The sequence below is a fragment of the Lelliottia sp. genome (assembly GCF_045627565.1).
Classification (GTDB): domain Bacteria; phylum Pseudomonadota; class Gammaproteobacteria; order Enterobacterales; family Enterobacteriaceae; genus Enterobacter.
The window spans coordinates 94,406-114,444 of the sequence record NZ_JAZQNX010000039.1 but is presented as its reverse complement, the minus strand read 5'-3'; the positions used below and the strand labels follow the sequence as shown (position 1 = coordinate 114,444).

17 protein-coding genes and 1 pseudogene are annotated in these 20,039 nt (G+C 53.4%); 10 read left to right on the top strand and 8 right to left on the bottom strand.

Annotation, left to right across the window (positions count from 1 at the left end; genetic code table 11):
• Positions 1-336 precede the first annotated feature (336 nt).
• Positions 337-660: a cupin domain-containing protein gene (locus tag ACKI5T_RS18710; RefSeq protein WP_015960280.1), complete on the bottom strand. Its 324-nt coding sequence runs from the start codon at positions 658-660 to the stop codon at positions 337-339.
• A gap of 135 nt (positions 661-795) precedes the next feature.
• Between ACKI5T_RS18710 and ACKI5T_RS18705 the strand changes: the two genes are divergently transcribed.
• Positions 796-1,488, top strand: coding sequence for an aspartate/glutamate racemase (locus tag ACKI5T_RS18705; RefSeq protein WP_407439383.1), 693 nt, complete (start codon positions 796-798; stop codon positions 1,486-1,488).
• A 6-nt stretch (positions 1,489-1,494) separates the two neighbouring features.
• On the opposite strand, the gene ACKI5T_RS18700 is transcribed toward ACKI5T_RS18705, so the two are convergent.
• A complete protein-coding gene (locus tag ACKI5T_RS18700) occupies positions 1,495-2,418 on the bottom strand; it encodes a LysR family transcriptional regulator (protein WP_407439382.1) in 924 nt (307 codons plus the stop codon).
• A gap of 121 nt (positions 2,419-2,539) precedes the next feature.
• Between ACKI5T_RS18700 and lysA the strand changes: the two genes are divergently transcribed.
• Entirely contained in the window at positions 2,540-3,802 is a 1,263-nt protein-coding gene (lysA, locus tag ACKI5T_RS18695) for a diaminopimelate decarboxylase (protein ID WP_407439380.1), read from the top strand.
• Here lysA and ACKI5T_RS18690 read toward each other — a convergent pair.
• Positions 3,794-4,810 (bottom strand): LacI family DNA-binding transcriptional regulator, encoded by a 1,017-nt coding sequence (locus ACKI5T_RS18690; RefSeq protein ID WP_407439378.1) that lies wholly within the window; start codon positions 4,808-4,810, stop codon positions 3,794-3,796. The two genes, lysA and ACKI5T_RS18690, sit on opposite strands and share 9 nt — an antisense overlap.
• 300 nt (positions 4,811-5,110) lie before the next feature.
• Here ACKI5T_RS18690 and ACKI5T_RS18685 point away from each other — a divergent pair, with 300 nt between their 5' ends.
• From ACKI5T_RS18685 to ACKI5T_RS18670, 4 genes are all read left to right on the top strand, one after another.
• The gene (locus tag ACKI5T_RS18685; RefSeq protein ID WP_407439376.1) at positions 5,111-6,448 is read left to right on the top strand and encodes a PTS sugar transporter subunit IIC; all 1,338 of its coding nucleotides are present in this window, start codon (positions 5,111-5,113) and stop codon (positions 6,446-6,448) included.
• A gap of 7 nt (positions 6,449-6,455) precedes the next feature.
• Positions 6,456-7,883: a glycoside hydrolase family 1 protein gene (locus ACKI5T_RS18680; protein WP_407439374.1), complete on the top strand. Its 1,428-nt coding sequence runs from the start codon at positions 6,456-6,458 to the stop codon at positions 7,881-7,883.
• Between the two features lie 97 nt (positions 7,884-7,980).
• Complete coding sequence (locus ACKI5T_RS18675; protein WP_015960273.1) at positions 7,981-8,754, top strand: GntR family transcriptional regulator; 774 nt, start codon at positions 7,981-7,983, stop codon at positions 8,752-8,754.
• Positions 8,751-9,227, top strand: a complete 477-nt coding sequence (locus ACKI5T_RS18670; protein ID WP_407439372.1) for a GNAT family N-acetyltransferase — start codon at positions 8,751-8,753, stop codon at positions 9,225-9,227. Before ACKI5T_RS18675 ends, ACKI5T_RS18670 begins: the two co-directional genes overlap by 4 nt.
• Here ACKI5T_RS18670 and galR read toward each other — a convergent pair.
• The gene (gene galR, locus ACKI5T_RS18665; protein ID WP_015960271.1) at positions 9,188-10,204 is read right to left on the bottom strand and encodes an HTH-type transcriptional regulator GalR; all 1,017 of its coding nucleotides are present in this window, start codon (positions 10,202-10,204) and stop codon (positions 9,188-9,190) included. The two genes, ACKI5T_RS18670 and galR, sit on opposite strands and share 40 nt — an antisense overlap.
• Before the next feature lie 622 nt (positions 10,205-10,826).
• On the opposite strand from galR, the gene aas reads away from it, so the two are divergent.
• Positions 10,827-12,986 carry a bifunctional acyl-ACP--phospholipid O-acyltransferase/long-chain-fatty-acid--ACP ligase gene (gene aas, locus ACKI5T_RS18660; RefSeq protein ID WP_407439369.1) on the top strand — a complete coding sequence of 720 codons (2,160 nt, stop codon included), beginning with the start codon at positions 10,827-10,829 and terminating at the stop codon, positions 12,984-12,986.
• A complete protein-coding gene (gene lplT, locus ACKI5T_RS18655) occupies positions 12,979-14,172 on the top strand; it encodes a lysophospholipid transporter LplT (RefSeq protein WP_015960269.1) in 1,194 nt (397 codons plus the stop codon). The genes aas and lplT overlap by 8 nt, the downstream gene beginning before the upstream one ends.
• A gap of 78 nt (positions 14,173-14,250) precedes the next feature.
• Here the strand turns inward: lplT and ACKI5T_RS18650 are convergent, their stop codons facing one another.
• From ACKI5T_RS18650 to ACKI5T_RS18635, 4 genes and pseudogenes are all read right to left on the bottom strand, one after another.
• Positions 14,251-15,291, bottom strand: coding sequence for an NADP(H)-dependent aldo-keto reductase (locus tag ACKI5T_RS18650; protein WP_407439367.1), 1,041 nt, complete (start codon positions 15,289-15,291; stop codon positions 14,251-14,253).
• A 141-nt stretch (positions 15,292-15,432) separates the two neighbouring features.
• Positions 15,433-15,651: a lipoprotein YgdR gene (ygdR, locus tag ACKI5T_RS18645; RefSeq protein WP_015960267.1), complete on the bottom strand. Its 219-nt coding sequence runs from the start codon at positions 15,649-15,651 to the stop codon at positions 15,433-15,435.
• Between the two features lie 129 nt (positions 15,652-15,780).
• Positions 15,781-16,473 (bottom strand): DNA mismatch repair endonuclease MutH, encoded by a 693-nt coding sequence (mutH, locus tag ACKI5T_RS18640; protein ID WP_407439365.1) that lies wholly within the window; start codon positions 16,471-16,473, stop codon positions 15,781-15,783.
• Between the two features lie 151 nt (positions 16,474-16,624).
• Positions 16,625-16,702 (bottom strand): annotated as a pseudogene (locus ACKI5T_RS18635) (hypothetical protein); the annotation flags it as partial.
• Positions 16,703-17,156: 454 nt separating this feature from the next.
• Here ACKI5T_RS18635 and rppH point away from each other — a divergent pair.
• The gene (gene rppH, locus ACKI5T_RS18630; protein ID WP_015960265.1) at positions 17,157-17,687 is read left to right on the top strand and encodes an RNA pyrophosphohydrolase; all 531 of its coding nucleotides are present in this window, start codon (positions 17,157-17,159) and stop codon (positions 17,685-17,687) included.
• A 12-nt stretch (positions 17,688-17,699) separates the two neighbouring features.
• Positions 17,700-19,946: a phosphoenolpyruvate--protein phosphotransferase gene (gene ptsP, locus ACKI5T_RS18625; RefSeq protein WP_407439362.1), complete on the top strand. Its 2,247-nt coding sequence runs from the start codon at positions 17,700-17,702 to the stop codon at positions 19,944-19,946.
• Positions 19,947-20,039: the final 93 nt, after the last annotated feature.

Below are 20,039 nucleotides of genomic sequence, written 5' to 3'. Positions count from 1 at the left end.
GAATGAACCCGTCATGCAACATTAAAAGTGGGGTCAATAACAACTACCAAAATTTGTTGTTCAGGAGGGTTTGAAATCATTGACTTACGTTATGGATAATCCTGAAGGGCATTCTTTTGCGAGCGTGAGTGTCGAGGCGTTCAAATATCGGCGGTTGTCGTCATTGTCGGTCACAAAAAACTGTTAAGGCTCTCGACAGAATTTTGAGTGCGTACGCCTGCGGAAGTGTTTCTTCGAAGCCATGCTGTCGAACTCAGCGCTAACGGAACTTGATTAGGGTTAAGCAAAACGACAAAAAAAGGCGAATGAAAATTCGCCCTTTATCACGCTAAGACATTACTTGAGGAAATCTTCACGCACCGGCGTAAAGGTATCCAGCAGCGTACCAGGCTTCAGGCAAACGCAGCCGTGCATCACGTGCGGCTCTTTATAGAGAGTATCGCCCGCCGTCACCACATGCTTTTCTTCGCCGATGGTAAATTCGAACTCCCCGGACAGCACGTAAGTCAGCTGTTCGTGCGGGTGATTGTGCATCGGGCCGACAGCGCCTTCTTCAAAATTGACCTCAACCGCCATCATTTTTCCGTTATGCGCCAGAATGCGGCGCGTGACGCCATTGCCCAGATCGTCAAGCGTTGTCTCTTTATGGAATCTAAACATTTTTATGTCCTGCTAAGTAGTGAAACATTGTTTTAATTAATTTATCGCACTGCGGGTTAAAAGGAAACGGCAAGCCAAATAACTGGAAACACGATCACAAGTTTGCTTCACTGGAGGAAACATAAAGGAGCGAATATGAAAACGATCGGCCTGATAGGGGGAATGAGCTGGGAATCGACCATTCCTTATTACCGCCTGATTAACGAAGGCATCAAACAGCGTCTTGGCGGTCTGCATTCTGCAAGCCTGCTGCTGCACAGCGTGGATTTTCATGAAATCGAAGCCTGTCAGGCCAGCGGTGAGTGGGATAAAGCTGGTGACATGCTGGCGCAGGCGGCGTTAGGACTGGAACGTGCCGGCGCGCAAGGCATTATGCTGTGTACCAATACCATGCATAAAGTTGCATCGCATATTGAAACGCGCTGTTCACTGCCGTTCCTGCATATTGCGGATGCGACCGGAAGGGCGATTGCGGCGACCGGCATGAAACGCGTGGCGCTGTTAGGTACGCGTTACACCATGGAGCAGGATTTTTACCGTGGGCGCCTGGAGACGCAATTCGGAATTGAAAGCATCGTACCGGATGACGTGGACCGCGCACGCATCAACCAAATTATCTTTCAAGAGCTGTGCCTGGGGACGTTTAGCGACGCTTCACGCCACTATTATTTGAACGTGATTGATAAGCTGGCGAAGCAGGGCGCGGAAGGGGTGATCTTTGGCTGCACCGAGATCGGCCTGTTAGTTCCGGGGGAAGAAAGCCCGATCCCGGTGTTTGATACCACGGCCATTCATGCCGCGGATGCGGTGGAGTTTATGCTCTCGTAACGTGTTCTACACCTTTAGCAGATCGGGTAAACGGTGCGCTATCTGAAGCGAATGCTCAGTTAAATGTGTGGAAAATGCCTCGACCAGGGCCGAAGCAGGACGATGCAGTGGCCTGATCAGACTGACGGTGAACGGCACTGAAATACTGAAACGACGAATCACAATCCCGCTATCGGCGTAATCCAGCGCCGTTAACGGGTTGACCACCGCAATGCCGACGCCTGCCCGAACCATGGCGCAAATGGAGGCTGCGCTATGCGTTTCCACAACCATTCGGCGTTTAACCTGATGGTCCGCGAATAAAGAATCGAGTAAGTGTCGATAACTGTCCGCTTGCGACAGGCTGATGTAATTCTCGCCGTGAAAATCGGCAGGCGTCAGCACGCTTTTGCTGGCCAGCGGATGCCCTTTGGGCAACACACACACTTCATCCAGCGAGAGTAATTCTGTGCGTTCAGTGCCTGCGGGCGTGGCGAGCGTTTCGGTCAGGCCCAAATCGTGGCGCTGCGCGGAGAGCCACTCTTCGAGCAACGGCGACTCCTGCGGCACAATGGTGAGATTGACGTCAGGGTAGCGCGCCAGGAACGGCTGAATAAGCTGCGGCAGGAAGGATTGAGAGAAAACCGGCAGACAGACAATCGATAACTCGCCCTGGCGGAACTCCCGCAGGCTCTCCGCCGCGCTGACGATGCGGTCCAGACCGTACCAGGATCGCTGAACTTCCTCGAACAACCGCAACCCTTGCACCGTCGCGTGAAGCCTGCCGCGGGAACGTTCAAACAGCGTTAATCCCAACACTTTTTCAAAGCGTGCTAATTCACGGCTGACCGTGGGCTGCGAGGTGTGCAGCATCTGCGCGGCTTCAGTCAGATTTCCGGTGGTCATCACCGCATGAAAAATTTCAATGTGACGCAAGTTAACGGCGGGCATAAGACACCTTTTTTTATCGGTTATCCATATCATTTTTGCATAGACTCGCGATAAAACGATATTTTTTATTGTCTGTAAGCTGTGGCGTAATGTTAAAAAATGCTGTTATCTGGAGAACACCATGCCACGCCCACTCAACAATACAGAAACTGATCTGAACGCTGAGAATTTGCTGCGACTGCCTGCCGAATTTGGCTGCCCGGTCTGGGTTTACGATGCGCAGATCGTTCGCGAAAAGATCGCCGCCCTGCATCAGTTTGACGTGGTGCGTTTCGCGCAGAAGGCGTGCTCAAATATTCATATTCTGCGTCTGATGCGTGAGCAGGGCGTTAAAGTTGATTCTGTTTCGTTGGGCGAAATTGAACGTGCGTTGGCGGCCGGATACGATCCGCAGGCCGACAGCGATGCGATTGTCTTTACCGCAGACCTGATTGATAGTGCCACGCTGGCGCGCGTGCATGAACTGCAGATTCCGGTAAATGCCGGTTCTGTAGATATGCTGGAACAGCTTGGGCAGGTTTCGCCAGGTCATCGCGTGTGGTTGCGCGTCAATCCAGGTTTTGGTCATGGCCACAGCCAAAAAACCAACACTGGTGGGGAAAACAGCAAACACGGCATCTGGTATGCCGATCTGCCTGCCGCGCTGGCGGTATTGCAGCGCTACAATCTGACACTTGTTGGCATTCACATGCATATCGGTTCTGGCGTGGATTACACGCATCTGGAGCAAGTGTGCGGTGCGATGGTGAATCAGGTGATCGACTTTGGTCAGGATCTGGAGGCGATCTCGGCGGGAGGCGGTTTGTCGATCCCGTATCGCGAAGGCGAAGAGGCGATCGATACCGATCACTATTACGGACTGTGGAGCGCTGCGCGCGACAAAATTGCTGCCCATCTTGGGCATGCGGTCAAACTGGAAATTGAACCGGGTCGTTTCCTGGTGGCGGAATCGGGCGTGCTGGTGGCGCAGGTTCGCAGCGTTAAAGCGATGGGCAGCCGTCATTTTGTGTTGATCGACGCGGGTTTTAACGATCTGATGCGACCATCAATGTACGGCAGCTATCACCACATTACGGCACTGGCGGCGGATGGGCGTGATTTAACGACTGCCCCGCAGGTCGACACGGTAGTGGCAGGCCCGCTGTGTGAATCGGGTGATGTGTTCACCCAGCAGGAAGGCGGCAAAGTGGAAACCCGCGCGCTGCCTGTTGTTCAGCCTGGTGACTATCTGGTGCTGCACGATACCGGCGCGTACGGCGCGTCGATGTCGTCTAATTACAACAGTCGTCCGCTGCTGCCAGAAGTGCTGTTTGATCACGGCGTGGCGCGACTGATTCGTCGTCGCCAGACCATTCAGGAGCTGCTCGCGCTCGAGCTATTTTGAGACGAAATACGGCCCTGTCGTCACCGAATCACGCAAAACCAGCGTACCGGTAAACGGTGGGATCGTTTCAACCGGCTGGTTATTTGCCAGCCGGATCGCCTGATCGATGGCCGTGACAATCATGCTGTCGATCGGCAAATAAACCGATGAGAGTGCTGGCTCCAGCCATTTTGCGCAGGGCGCATCATCGAAGCCAAACAGCGAAATATCCTGCGGAATGCGTAGCCCCGCCTGATGCAACGCCTTTGATGCCCCAAGCGCCATGTCGTCGTTACAGGCAAACAGTGCGCTAAACGGCGCGTTCTCACTGAGCAGTTCCCGACACAGTTCATAGCCCTGCGTCATGCCCGCATCGCCGTACTTCACGCGACGATCGTCCCAGACAATTCCGTGTTTTTCCAGCGCCTTACGATACCCCATCAGGCGTGCTTTACCCGTTGGTGTATGAATTGGGACGGTCATACAGGCGATCTCGCGATGACCCTGACAGATTAAATAATCCACCGCTTTAAAGGCCGCGTCTTGTTGTTCAAAGAACACGCAGCGATCCGCTGCCTGAGCGACTTCGCGGTTAATCACCACCAGCGGGGTTTGCACGGTGTGGATCAGCTTCATGATCGCTTTTTCGCTCATGTAGCGGGTGTAAAGCACGATAGCGTCGCACCGGCGATCCGCCAGCATTTGCACCGCTTGTTCTTCTTGCTCCGGTGCATCATGGCCGTCGGTGACAATCAGCTGTTTGCCGTGGGTTTCCGTCTGTCGCGACGCTTGTTGCAGCAGGCGACCAAAATAGAACCCGTCAAATGTCGACACCACCAGACCAATGCTGTTGCTGGTCTGGTTCGCCAGTGATTGCGCGAGAAAGTTCGGACGATAGCCTAGCTCCTCCATCGCTTTAAACACTTGCTGACGCGTACTCTCTTTTACCTGACCTGTGCCGTTCAGCACGCGCGAAACGGTCGCTTTCGAGACACCCGCGCGTAATGAGACATCCAGCATTGTTGCCATTAGAAATTCCTGCTCTCACGTAATCGTCATGAGTTTATCACACAGAGTGAAAGGGATAAGCGGGGCGGGGGAGCGAAAAGCCCTATCAGGATCACGCTTTCTGGCAACGGTTCGCCACTTCAGCATAAAACCGGGTAAGTGGTATGCCAAAGTGGTGAAAAATCATGATTTGGAATACCTCTTAGCGCATTGGGAGCTTAATCACAGAACGATCTGGCGCGGGCGACTATTTTTGGTATGCCAATAGTATCCGGCTGTACACCTTATTCTATAAAAGCCCTTTTACTGAGGTATTACCCTATGGCTTTACAGGAAAAACTGATCAACTCTCTGGGCAGTTTCGCCACCACCTTCAATAGCTTTCGCTACATTATGGCGATCAAATCCGCCTTCATTACCCTCATGCCCGTCATCATCGTTGGGGCATTTTCGGTCCTGATCTCCAACATGGTTCTGGATCCAAAAAACGGGTTAGCCAGCTTTGAATCGCTCTCTTTTCTGGCCGCATTAAAGCCGATCACCAGCGCCCTGAATTACGCCACGCTGAACTTCCTGAACATCGGCGCGGTGTTTCTTATTGGTATTGAGCTGGGGCGTATTAACGGAATTAAATCGTTGTTCCCTGGCCTGCTGGCAGTGATCTGCTTTATTTGCGTCACACCAACCACCGTCGAAATGCTGGTGGATGGTGAAATGCATGTGGTGAAAGACGTGCTGTTGCGCCAGTTCTCTGACACCCGCAGCCTGTTTCTCGGCATGTTCATCGCCATTCTCTCCGTTGAAGTTTACTGCTGGCTGGAGAATCGCAACGGCCTGAAAATCAAAATGCCGGACACCGTGCCGCCTAACGTGGCGGCGTCGTTTTCCGCGCTGATTCCGGCCATTATCACCACCACCGCGATTGCGACGTTTGGCTTTGTTTTCCACCAAATCACCGGCATGTATCTTTACGACGCGGTTTATCAGGTGGTTCAGCAGCCACTGGAGCGCGTCGTGCAAAGCTTGCCGGGCATTCTGTTGCTGATGTTTGTGGCGCAGCTTTTCTGGGTGATCGGGATTCATGGCAATCAGATGATCAAACCGATCCGCGAGCCACTGCTGCTGGGGGCGATCACGGTCAACATGAGCGCGTTTGAGCAGGGCAAAGAGATCCCGAACATTATCACCATGCCGTTCTGGGATGTGTATATGAGCATCGGTGGGTCGGGGCTGACCATCGGCCTGCTGATCGCGGTGATGATCGGCACCAAGCGCAAAGAGATGCGTGAGATTGCCAAGCTCTCGATCGGCCCTGGGATCTTCAACATCAACGAGCCCGTGATCTTCGGGATGCCGATCATGCTGAACCCGATTCTGGCCATTCCCTTCATCATCACGCCGCTGGTGACCGGTTCGATTGGCTATTTCGCCACCGTGACCGGTTTCGCCAGTAAAGCCGTGGTGATGGTGCCGTGGACGACACCGCCGCTGATTAACGCCTGGCTCTCAACGGCAGGCTCGATGGGCGCTGTGGTCACGCAATTTATCTGCATCATCACCGCTGTGCTGATCTATTTGCCGTTTGTGAGAATCGCCTCGCGCCGCGCGGAACAAGCGGCCCTGCTGGCACAAAGCCAGCAGGCGACCAACAACGCATGAGGATGTCATGAGCATAAAAAGTATTGCGATACCGCCGGATTTTATTCTGGGCGCAGCAGCGTCCGCCTGGCAGACGGAAGGCTGGAGCGGAAAAAAAGAGGGTCAGGATTCGTGGATCGATCTCTGGTACAAAAACGATCGTCACGTCTGGCATAACGGTTTTGGACCGGCGGTCGCGACCGATTTCATCAATCGCTTTCGTGACGACGTGGCGCTGATGAAGCAGGCCGGACTCACGCACTACCGCACATCAATCAACTGGTCGCGTTTTCTGACGGACTATGAAAACGCGACCGTTGATGAAGAGTACGCCGCGTATTACGACGCGCTGTTCGACGAAATGCACCGGCAGGGCATCGAACCGATGATCTGCCTCGAGCATTACGAATTGCCGGGTGTTTTGCTGGAAACCTACGGGGGCTGGGCGTCGAAATATGTCGTCGAGCTGTTTGTACGTTATGCGGAAAAGGTGTTTGAACGCTACCACGCAAAAGTCACGCGCTGGTTTACCTTCAACGAACCAATCGTCGTGCAAACGCGGGTTTATCTGGATGCGCTGCGTTGGCCCTACGAACAGAACACCCACACCTGGATGCAGTGGAATCACCACAAAGTGTTGGCGACGGCGAAAGTGGTGAAGCATTTTCACGAGCAGGGCTATCACGGCACGGTGGGCTGTATTCTCAATCCGGAAGTCACCTATCCGCGCTCTCAGGCAGCGCATGATGTGCGCGCCGCTGAACGCTACGATCTGTTTTACAACCGCGTTTTCCTCGATCCGTTTGTGCACGGGCGCTACCCGCAGGAGCTGTTCACGTTGCTGGAGCAGCATCAGGTGCAGTGGGAATACACGGAGGAGGAGCTGGCGATCATCGCGGAAAACACCGTCGATGAGCTGGGGATCAATCTTTATTATCCCCATCGCGTAAAGGCGCCATCGCGGGCGTGGCATCCTCAGACACCTTTCCATCCGGCATATTATTACGAGCCCTTCGAACTGCCGGGACGCAGGATGAATAAATCACGAGGCTGGGAGATTTATCCGCGCATTATTTACGACATGGCGATGCGCATTAAAAACGAGTATCGCAACATTCCGTGGTTTGTAGCGGAGAGCGGCATGGGCGTGGAAAACGAAGCGCAGTTCCGCAACCGTGACGGCGTGATTGAAGACGATTACCGCATTGATTTTATCAGCGAACATCTCTATTACACCCTGTTGGCGCGGGAAGAGGGGGCAAACTGTCACGGCTATATGCTGTGGGCCTTTACCGATAATGTCTCGCCAATGAATGCCTTTAAAAATCGCTACGGGCTGATTGAAATCGACCTGGAAAATAATCGCGCGCGCCGGGCGAAAAAATCCGCATCGTGGTTCCGGCAGCTTCGCGATGAGCGCTGGCTGACGCTTACTGTCGATGATGAATGGAAATAGGCTCTCTCGGCGAGGGTTCTGGTAAAATAGCGTCCAAAGCGGCCGGGGAAGGATGCCCGGCCTGAGTATTCATTCCTAAGTAAGTGCAGGTGATATTGTGGAGAAGGCCGTTGTTCCGCCGGAAAAAAAGCAGTACCAGGAAATTGGCGAAGATTTACGCACGCAAATCATTCAGGGGCACTATCCTGTTGGCTCGCGTCTGCCACCTGAGCGCAATATTGCCGAGACTTACGGCGTAAGCCGCACGATTGTGCGTGAAGCACTTCTGATGCTGGAACTACAAGGAACGGTGGATATTCGCCAGGGTTCTGGCGTCTACGTGATGCGTATTCCCGAAGAACACGAAAACGAAGAAGAGCGCTTTTTAAGTAGCGATGTCGGCCCGTTCGAGATTTTACAGGCGCGTCAGTTGCTTGAGAGCAATATTGCCGCCTTTGCGGCGAAGATGGCGACGCGTGCGGATATCGACAATTTGCGCCGCATTATTGAACAAGAGCAGCGCGCGATTGCCGCCAACGATAACAGCCAGGACAACAATAAAATGTTCCACCTGGTGTTGGCGGGTGCGACGCAAAACCAGATGCTGCTTGCAACCGTGGAAAGCGTCTGGCATCACATGGACAGCAGCCCGCTGTGGCAGCAGTTTAACGTTCATATCGCCAGCCGCGCGTATCGGCTGAAATGGCTGGGTGACAGGCAAACCATTCTGGCGGCGCTGCGTCGTCGCGATGTGATGGGCGCGTGGCAGGCCATGTTCCAGCATCTCGAAAACGTTAAAAAAAGCCTGCTTGAACTGTCTGATGAAGACGCACCGGATTTTGACGGCTATCTCTTCGAATCTGTCCCTCTGTTCCAGGGAAAACTGGTATGACGATTCTGCCGCTGTATGCCGTTGCACATCATGCAGAGCAAGTGACCGACTGGATCTGGCAGGCTTTTGGCGACGGTTTACCCCGCGAATTTTTTGCCAGTATCGTCACCCATAGCCAACAACCAGATGCACTACCGATTACGTTTGTGGCTGTTGAGGGCGAACAGCTGTTAGGCACGGTAGGGCTGTGGCGCTGTGATTTAATCACGCGCCAGGATCTTTATCCGTGGCTGGCTGCGCTGTATGTTGATGAATCGGCGCGCGGGAGAGGGCTGGCGGGGAAATTACAGGAGTACGTGATGGCTTACGCCGCTCGCGCCGGGTATTCCGAGCTGCATCTTTGGTCAGCCTGCCGTAACTTTTACGAGCGTTACGGCTGGCATGACATCGGTGATGCGCTGGAATATCCGAATAAAACGGTCCATCTCTATCGCTATTCGCTGACGGGTTCCGCAGGACTCACAACGGAGTGACGGCGCACCAGTGTCGGGCTGAATAAGTGCGTAATATCCGGCAGAGGGCGTTTATCGGCGAGGGCCAGCGCCAGTTCAGCCGCCTGGGTTGCCATGGTAACGATAGGGTAACGCACGGTGGTTAAACGCGGACGAACGTAGCGCGCAACCAACACATCATCGAAACCAATCAATGAAATTTCGGCTGGCACATCAATGCCATTGTCGTTGAGCACGCCCATAGCACCCGCGGCCATCGAGTCGTTATAGGAGGCCACGGCGGTAAAGTTGCGCCCGCGGCCTAAAAGCTCGGTCATCGCATGTTCGCCGCCGCTCTCATCCGGTTCACCATAGGCGACCAGCCGATCGTTACAGGGCAGGCCGCTTTCGCGCAACGCATCGTAGTAACCGCGCAGACGGTCTTCTGCGTCTGAGATCTGGTGATTTGAACAGAGATAGCCGATACGGGTATGGCCTTGCTGAATAAGATGACGCGTGGCGAGCCAGGCGCCGTAACGGTCGTCAAGCGCAACGCAGCGTTGCTCATAGCCAGGAATAATGCGGTTGATGAGCACCATGCCAGGGATTTGCTTCATAAGATGCAGCAGTTCAGCATCGGGCAGGACTTTGGCGTGGACTACCAGCGCCGCACAGCGATGGCGAATCAGCTGTTCAATGGCCTTGCGTTCTTTTTCTTCGTTGTGATAGCCATTACCGATCAGTAAAAAATTCCCCGTCTGGTAAGCCACTTGCTCGACGGCTTTGACCATCGCGCCGAAAAACGGGTCAGATACGTCACCCACCACCAGGCCAACCGTCTCAGTCGATTGCTGCGCAAGCGCGCGGGCATTGGCGTTGGGATGATAATTCAGCGTTTCCATTGCGCTCTGCACTGCCTGGCGGGAAGCGTCGCTGGCTTTCGGTGAATCGTTAATGACGCGCGAGACAGTCGCGACGGAAACACCGGACAGACGGGCCACATCCTTTATTGTCGCCATTTAACACCTTCTTTTGGGGGTAAGCGTTTACACACTCATCAGTGTTGCGGAAAAGCGAGGTGCATTCAAGGGCTGTGCGTGAAAGGCCGTCGCAAACGTGATGCAGAACATGGGAAATCGGTGTAATCGTTACATGGCCAGAGGTGTCAGAATAATATTAAACGGAACCTTTAGTTACACTTTGCGGCACGCTGTTGCGATTGTCCGCTGGCGGTCATTATCAGCGTATTGCTACAGTCGAGATCCCAGAGGTATTGATAGGTGAAATCAGCTCCGGTTGATTAACACGATTTGCACCAACCTGCGTCCATACGCAGGTTTTTTTTGTCTGTAACTTCAAGATGTAACAGCAATCGATAATTTTCACACCTGGTTGCACTTAGGCTCATTCACTTGCGTTTTCCCACTGGCAAAGCGCGGGGCCAACAACCACAATCAAGATACCCAGAGGTATTGATTGGTGAGAATTCTAAGTACGGAATCGTACTCATCTCTTGCACCAGCCTGCGCAGATGCGCAGGTTTTTTTTCGTCCCGAATAAGCTATCGCCCCTCCTGCACTTCTCGTGTAATCTGCCACAATTTAGCGTAACGCCAATTATTGACAGGCAAAGGGAGTTGAAATGCTATTTGGGTTCTTCCGTATCTTATTTCGTATCCTCTTTCGCATCCGCCTGACGGGTGATACCCAGTCACTGCAAGGCGAGCGCGTCCTTATCACCCCAAACCATGTTTCCTTTATCGACGGGATCCTGCTGGCCCTTTTCCTGCCTGGACGTCCGGTGTTTGCGGTGTACAGCTCTATCAGCCAGAAATGGTTTATGCGCTGGCTTGCGCCGCTGGTTGACCTTGTCCCGCTCGACCCCACTAAACCGATGATGATTAAGCATCTGGTTCGCCTGATTGAACAGGGGCGGCCGGTGGTGATATTCCCGGAAGGCCGTATCTCAGTGACGGGTTCACTGATGAAAATCTACGACGGTGCCGGTTTTGTTGCGGCCAAGTCGAAAGCGACAGTCGTTCCGTTGCGCATTGAAGGCGCTGAACTGACCTATTTCAGCCGCCTGAAAGGGCTAGTGAAGCAACGGCTGTTCCCGCAAATTACGCTCCACATACTGCCGCCAACAACGCTGCCCATGCCTGACGCCCCACGCGCTCGCGACCGCCGTAAAATAGCAGGGGAAATGCTTCATCAAATTATGATGGAAGCCCGCATGGCGGTACGTCCGCGTGAAACGTTATATGAAGCGTTACTCTCCGCTCAGGACCGCTATGGCGCGAGAAAAAACTGCGTCGAAGATATCAATTTCACACCCGACACGTACCGCAAACTGCTCACCAAGGCCCTGTTTGTCGGACGCATTCTTGAGAAATACAGCCAAAAGGGCGAGAAAATCGGGCTGATGCTGCCCAATGCCGGTATCAGCGCGGCGGTGATTTTTGGTGCCGTTTCACGCGGTCGAATTCCGGCGATGATGAACTACACGGCAGGAGTCAAAGGGTTGACCAGCGCCATTACGGCGGCAGAGATCAAAACGGTCTTCACGTCACGCCAGTTCCTCGATAAGGGCAAACTCTGGCATTTGCCGGAGCAGCTCAAGCAGGTGCGCTGGGTCTTCCTCGAAGATCTCAAAGCCGACGTCACAACGGCGGATAAGCTGTGGATTTTCGCCCATCTGCTGGTCCCGCATCTGGCGCAGGTTAAACAGCAGCCAGAAGACGCGGCGATGATTCTTTTTACCTCGGGGTCGGAAGGTCATCCAAAGGGCGTGGTTCACAGCCATAAAAGCATTCTGGCGAACGTTGAGCAGATCAAAACGATCGCTGACTTTACCGCCAAAGATCGGTTTATGTCGGCGCTGCCGCTTTTCCACTCGTTCGGTCTGACGGTCGGGCTTTTTACGCCGTTATTCACGGGTGCGGAAGTCTTCCTGTATCCCAGCCCGTTGCATTATCGGGTGGTGCCGGAACTAGTTTATGACCGCAATTGTACGGTGCTTTTTGGTACATCGACGTTCCTGGGGCATTACGCGCGCTTTGCCAATCCCTATGATTTCTTCCGCGTGCGCTACGTGGTAGCCGGGGCTGAAAAATTGCAGGACAGCACCCGCGAAATTTGGCAGGACAAGTTTGGTCTGCGCATCCTCGAAGGTTATGGCGTAACGGAATGCGCGCCCGTCGTGTCGATCAACGTGCCGATGGCCGCCAGACCGGGCACGGTGGGCCGAATCCTACCCGGAATGGACGCACGCCTGCTGGCGGTACCTGGTATTGAAGAGGGCGGTCGTCTGCAGCTCAAAGGGCCAAACGTGATGAACGGCTATCTGCGCGTTGAAAATCCGGGCGTGCTTGAAGCGCCGACGGCGGAAAATGCGGCTGGCGAAGTGGAAACCGGCTGGTATGACACCGGCGATATCGTGCGTTTTGATGAGCACGGGTTTGTGCAAATTCAGGGCCGTGCGAAGCGCTTTGCCAAGATCGCCGGGGAAATGGTGTCGCTGGAAATGGTGGAACAGCTCGCCAATGCTCTTTCTCCCGAGAAGATGCACGCAACGGCGATTAAAAGTGACGCCAGTAAAGGCGAGGCCCTGGTGCTCTTCACCACGGATAGCGAGCTCAAGCGTGAACAACTGCTGCATTACGCCCGTGAACATGGTGTGCCAGAACTGGCCGTGCCGCGCGACATTCGTTATCTGAAGCAGCTACCTGTTTTGGGCAGCGGTAAACCCGATTTTGTGGCGCTGAAAGGCATGGTTGAAGAGGAAGAACATCACGATGCGTGAGTCGGCACACACTAACACTTCGCTCTGGTCGAAGGGCATGATGGCGGTAACGTCCGCCCAGTTCCTGTCGGCCTTTGGCGATAATGCCTTGCTCTTTGCCACCCTCGCACTACTGAAAGCAGAATTCTATCCTGACTGGAGTCAGCCTATTCTGCAGATGGTGTTTGTGGGCGCTTACATTCTTTTTGCCCCGTTCGTCGGGCAGGTGGCGGACAGCTTCCCGAAAGGACGGGTGATGATGTTTGCCAACAGCCTTAAGTTGTTGGGTGCGGCAAGTATCTGTTTCGGCTTCAATCCTTTTATTGGCTACACGCTGGTGGGTATTGGGGCAGCGGCTTATTCGCCTGCCAAATACGGCATTCTGGGTGAGCTAACCACGGGCGATAAGTTGGTCAAAGCCAATGGTCTGATGGAATCTTCGACGATTGCCGCGATTCTGCTTGGTTCTGTTGCCGGTGGTGTGCTGGCAGACTGGCACGTTCTCGCGGCGCTGGGCATTTGCGCCGTGGTATACGCAGGCGCCGTAGTCGCAAACCTGTTTATCCCGACGCTCCCCGTGGCGCGTCCGGGGCAATCCTGGCGATTCACCCCCATGACGTCCAGTTTCTTCAACGCCTGTCGGGTGCTGTGGCGCGATGGCGAAACGCGTTTTTCGTTGATTGGAACCAGCATGTTCTGGGGCGCTGGCGTGACGCTGCGCTTCCTGCTTGTGTTGTGGGTCCCGACAGCGTTAGGGATTACTGACAACGCGACGCCAACGTATCTGAATGCCATGGTCGCTGTCGGGATCGTGGTGGGTGCGGGAGCGGCGGCGAAACTGGTGACGCTGGAAACGGTGAGGCGCTGTATGCCCGCCGGGATTTTGATTGGCGTGGGCGTGCTGTTCTTCTCCCTGCAGCATGCGCTCTTACCCGCTTACGGATTGCTGATCCTGATTGGTATTTTGGGCGGTTTCTTTATCGTGCCGCTCAATGCGTTATTGCAGGAGCGCGGCAAGCATACCGTCGGGGCGGGCAACGCCATTGCCGTGCAGAATTTGGGTGAGAACACCGCGATGCTGCTGATGCTGGGGCTTTACTCGCTGGCTGTCAAAGCGGGGTTGCCGGTGGTGGGCATTGGCGTGGGGTTTGGCGCGCTCTTTGCGCTGGCGATTACCGGGCTGTGGATCTGGCAGCGTCGTCGCTAGCGTGGCGGCCTGATATTCTCATCGTGACCAGAGAGGGAAAAAACTCAAAACGGCAACAGGGTTGCCGTTTTGCTTTTATTACGGAGCAGGGTAGGTGTAAACCTGATGCACGGCTTCAATCTCTGCCAAAACGTCTTCACTCAGCTCAAGATGGAAGCTTTCAATGTTAGTTTTCAGCTGATCCATAGTCGTGGCGCCCAGTAAGGTGCTGGCGACAAACGGCTGGCGGCGTACAAAAGCTAACGCCATTTGTGCCGGAGCCAGCCCGTGACGCTTCGCGATATCGACGTAAGCCGCAACTGCCTTCTGCGTTTGCTCACCGCTGTAACGTGTAAATCGGCTAAACAACGTATTGCGTGCGCCAGCCGGTTTAGCACCATTCAGATATTTACCGGTTAACGTCCCAAAGCCCAGGCAGGAATAGGCCAGCAGTTCAACGCCTTCGTACTGGGTCACTTCCGCCAGACCGACTTCATAGCTGCGATTTACCAGACTGTAGGGATTCTGAATCGTCACAATACGCGGCAGATCGTGTTTATCCGCCAGATGCAGATAACGCATCACCCCAAATGCCGTTTCGTTCGAGACGCCAATGTAGCGAATCTTACCGGCGCGCTGGCATTCGGTCAGTGCTTCCAGCGTTTCGAGCAGCGTCACGACAGGTGCGCCGTCGCTCCAGCTGTAACCCAGTTTACCAAAGCAGTTGGTTGGACGCTGCGGCCAGTGCACCTGATATAAATCGAGGTAGTCCGTTTGCAGGCGCTTTAAGCTGTCATCCAGCGCGGCGCGAATATTCTTGCGATCCAGAACCTGATTCTGGCGAATACCCGCATCGTTGTTGCGCGAAGGGCCACTCACTTTAGACGCAATGACCAGTTTTTCGCGATTACCGCTCTTCGCCAGCCAGTTGCCAACGTAAGTTTCGGTTAATCCTTGAGTTTCCGGGCGCGGTGGCACGGGGTACATTTCTGCAACGTCAATCAGGTTAATGCCCTGGCTGACGGCGTAATCGAGTTGCGCATGGGCATCGGCTTCGCTGTTTTGTTCACCGAATGTCATCGTGCCCAACCCCAGTTGGCTGATCTCCAGAGTGCTGTGGGGGATACGGTGATAATGCATAGCCGGCTTCCTTAGTGTGACATGTAGGCTGCGTCAGGATCGGGAATTGACTCCAGACGGAGGAATATAAACATGGCAGAGGGGAGGCAAAAGGGGAAGAAAAAAATCAAAAAGGCCAGCAAGCGGCTGACCTTTATCTGTTTATCGCTCGATGATTTGCGACACATCGTCGCGATTAATCTGCATTTTATTACCCTGCTGGTCGTTATAACTCACCAGGCCGGTATCGTCGTCGACTTCGGGTTTGCCGTCTGTCAGTATCATTCGGCCATCTTTCGTGGCCATGACGTAATCGCTGCTACAACCTGAAACAGCAAACGCTAAACCGACCGCCGAGATTATCACTGCCCATTTTTTCATCGTTATCATCCTCATCTGGCTCGTATCAAATCATAGTGTAGTAATAACCTGAATATGCGCTATGGGGAAGCAGTGAAATCTTAAAAAGCCGGTGATTGACTTTGATTCACTTCAAACTTCACGTAAAAACTATGTTTTCAACAAGAAGTGGCGAGCCAGCAGGGCGCCCGTGAAATTCTTTTTTAAATAAAAGCCGCGCGGCAGCGTGAGTATCGGTTCGCCACGGGCACCGATGGCTTCGGTAAGCGCTTTGCTGTTAGCCGCTTTCGGACGTAATTGCATAACTTCGCCATGACGCGCCGTTATCCGCTCAACGTGCCCCAGAACGATCATGTCCATTAATTCTTCCCAATCCTGGCAAAGCTGTCGATCTTCCTCTTCGTCAGGGCTCCACAGCAGCGGTGCGCCAACCCGGCGCTCAGCCAACGGGATGGCTCTGTCTCCCTCAATTGGTACCCACAGTACCCGCTTCAGTTTGTGACGGACATGGCTTGTTTCCCAGGTGACGCCAGTATTTCCGGTTAAGGGAGCGACGCAAACAAACGTCGTTTCGAGCGGTTTACCCTGGCTATCGACAGGAATAGTTTTCAGCTCGACGCCCATCGCGGCGAAATCTTGTTCAGGCTTGCTGCCCGCGCTGGCGCCAAGCCACAGTTCTAGCAATACGCCGATCCAACCCTTATCGCGTTTCAGATCCTGGGGAATTGGCAGCCCTGCCAGAGCGGCTAATTCCCCAAGGGTATGACCGGCCACGCGCTGTGCCTGGTGCAATAATTGCTCTTCGGTTGCAGGAGGAGAGCGGAGTGGAAGGAGCGGAAGCATCAATATCAGCCTTTGGTTAAAAAATGAACGACAAAATGAGACCTTGTGGATAGAGTTTAACGATTTCTGAACAGATATGGCAGGGTTATGATTTTTATGTCTTTTTTATTTCAAATCTGAGCAAAAATAAATTCCAAAACAGGGTTGTTCAAAACTGGTCACTGACAATGAACAGGATCTTACACCCACTTATCCACAGAAAAGTGGGATAACTGGGTATAACCCTCACTACTGTTTCGATTTACAGCCTTGACGTGCGACGAAAATCGAATTTTCACACAAAATGTGACTAACTTATTGGCACAATCTGTGGATAAAACCGACGCTGTTCGATCTTTCATCAGCCTTACGATCCTCTCTGTGATAACGGTCACGCTTTGGTAAGTGACGATCGTTTTTTTGTCTTTAACTTCTTAATAAATAATATTTTTATTTGTGAGTGACGGTTTTGCATTTCCACGCCACAAAATGTTGTCCATCGGTAATTCCATACTTCTTCACAAGTATATCCACAGAAAAAGTGAATAAAATCGTCCTCAATCCTGCCTGTCTGTTTATAACTTGGGTGAAAATTGTGAGTTATTCAAATGTTATTCGGTTGCAGCCCTGTAAGAGAGTGGTTTACCGCCTCACAGTAGTATGAAACAATCATTCATATATAAGGTTTAGTTTGAGGTAGTCCGGTGATTGATGACGATGGCTACCGCCCGAACGTAGGTATCGTAATTTGTAATCGTCAGGGCCAGGTCATGTGGGCAAGGCGATATGGTCAGCACTCCTGGCAATTCCCGCAAGGCGGGATAAATCCTGGAGAGTCCCCAGAACAAGCGATGTATCGGGAGCTGTTCGAAGAAGTCGGCTTAAGCCGAAAAGATGTTCGCATCCTGGCTTCGACCCGCAACTGGTTGCGTTACAAGTTACCGAAACGTTTGGTGCGTTGGGACACAAAGCCGGTTTGTATCGGCCAGAAACAGAAATGGTTTCTCCTGCAATTGGTAAGCAACGACTCTGAAATCAATATGCAAACCAGCAGTACGCCAGAATTTGATGGCTGGCGCTGGGTAAGCTACTGGTATCCTGTTCGTCAGGTCGTCTCGTTTAAGCGCGATGTTTACCGTAGGGTAATGAAAGAGTTCGCAAGTGTTGTGATAGCGTTTCAGGAGGCTCCTCCTAAACCACAAAGCGCACCTGCCTGGCGACGTAAAAGAGGTTAAGCAACGCATATCATGCTCACCCGCTTGCGAGAAATAGTCGAAAAGGTTGCCAGTGCACCGCGTCTCAATGAGGCGCTGGACATCCTGGTGACTGACATCTGTCTTGCGATGGAAACCGAAGTTTGTTCGGTGTATCTGGCCGACCATGATCGACGTTGTTACTACCTGATGGCAACCCGCGGCCTTAAAAAACCGCGCGGTCGCACCGTTGCTCTTGCGTTTGATGAAGGTATCGTCGGCCTCGTAGGTCGGCTGGCGGAACCTATCAACCTGGCGGATGCGCAAAAACACCCCAGCTTCAAATATATCCCTTCCGTTAAAGAAGAGCGATTTCGTGCCTTTCTTGGGGTGCCGATTATTCAGCGCCGCCAACTGCTTGGCATTTTGGTTGTCCAGCAGCGCGAGTTGCGTCAGTTCGATGAAAGCGAAGAGTCATTTCTTGTCACGTTAGCCACCCAAATGGCGGCGATCCTTTCCCAGTCACAATTGGCAGCATTGTTTGGTCAATATCGCCAGACACGAATTCGTGCGCTGCCTGCATCCCCTGGTGTTGCCATTGCCGAAGGCTGGATGGATGCCACCCTGCCGCTGATGGAACAGGTGTATGAGGCCTCAACGCTTGATGCTGTCCTTGAGCGAGAGCGTCTGACGGGGGCACTGGAAGAGGCTTCAAACGAATTCCGACGTTACAGCAAACGTTTTGCGGCAGGTGCGCAAAAAGAAACGGCGGCCATTTTTGACCTCTATTCTCACCTGCTTTCCGATGCGCGTTTGCGACGTGAACTCTTTGCCGAAGTCGATAAAGGCTCTGTGGCCGAATGGGCAGTGAAGAAGGTTATCGAAAAATTTGCCGAACAGTTTGCAGCATTGACTGATGGCTATCTTAAAGAGCGCGCTGGCGATCTCCGCAGTCTCGGGCAGCGTCTGTTATTCCATCTCGATGACTCCAATCAGGGGGAAAACACCTGGCCGAAACGCTTTGTGCTGGTGGCGGATGAGCTTTCCGCGACGACGCTTGCCGAATTACCGCAGGACAGACTGGCGGGCATCGTTGTTCGCGATGGTGCTGCTAACTCCCATGCGGCCATTATGGTGCGGGCGCTGGGGATCCCTACGGTCATGGGCGCGGATATTCAGCCTGCCGTACTGCAAAGACGCACACTTGTCGTTGATGGTTATCGCGGTGAATTACTGGTCGATCCTGAGCCTGTTTTACTGCAGGAATACCAGCGGCTGATCAGCGAAGAGAACGAGTTAAGTAAACTTGCGGAAGATGACGTCAACCTGCCTGCGCAACTGAAAAGCGGCGAGCGGGTCAAAGTGATGCTCAATGCAGGCCTGAGTCCCGCGCATGAAGAAAAGCTCGGGAGTCGCATCGACGGTATTGGTCTGTACCGCACAGAAATTCCCTTCATGTTGCAAAGCGGATTTCCGTCCGAAGAAGAGCAGGTGGCGCAGTATCAGGGCATGTTGCAGATGTTTAACGACAAGCCGGTGACGCTGCGAACGCTGGATGTTGGCGCCGATAAACAGCTGCCGTATATGCCCATCAGCGAAGAAAATCCTTGCCTCGGGTGGCGCGGGATTCGTATTACGCTCGATCAGCCCGAAATCTTCCTGGTTCAGGTTCGCGCCATGCTGCGTGCGAATGCGGCCACGGGCAATCTCAGTATTCTGTTGCCGATGGTCACCAGCCTGGATGAGATTGACGAAGCGCGTCGTTTAATCGAACGTGCAGGCCGCGAAGTGGAGGAGATGATCGGATATGCGATCCCGAAACCACGTATCGGGGTGATGATCGAAGTTCCTTCAATGGTCTTTATGATGCCGCAGCTGGCAAACCGCGTCGATTTTATCTCTGTGGGTACCAACGATCTCACCCAGTACATGCTCGCGGTGGATCGTAACAATACGCGCGTTGCGAGCATTTACGATAGCCTCCATCCGGCTATGCTCCGTGCGCTGGCGATGATCGCGCGAGAAGCCGAACAGTACGATATCGATCTGCGGTTATGTGGAGAAATGGCAGGTGATTCAATGTGTGTCGCCATTCTGATTGGTCTTGGCTTCCGTCATTTATCCATGAACGGCCGCTCGGTGGCTCGCGTTAAATACCTGTTACGTCATATCGATTTTGACGAGGCGCAGGAGCTTGCCAGGCGAAGCCTTGAGGCGCAGCTCGCTATAGAAGTTCGTCACCAGGTCGCTGCTTTTATGGAGCGTCGTGGCATGGGTGGCTTGATCCGCGGCGGTCGGTAACGACTTTCTTCGTTACCCCGTTCGGCGATCGCTTCGGGGTAAACAAATAAATACTCACCATACTCTATACACATCTTTTACATCTCAATCGCA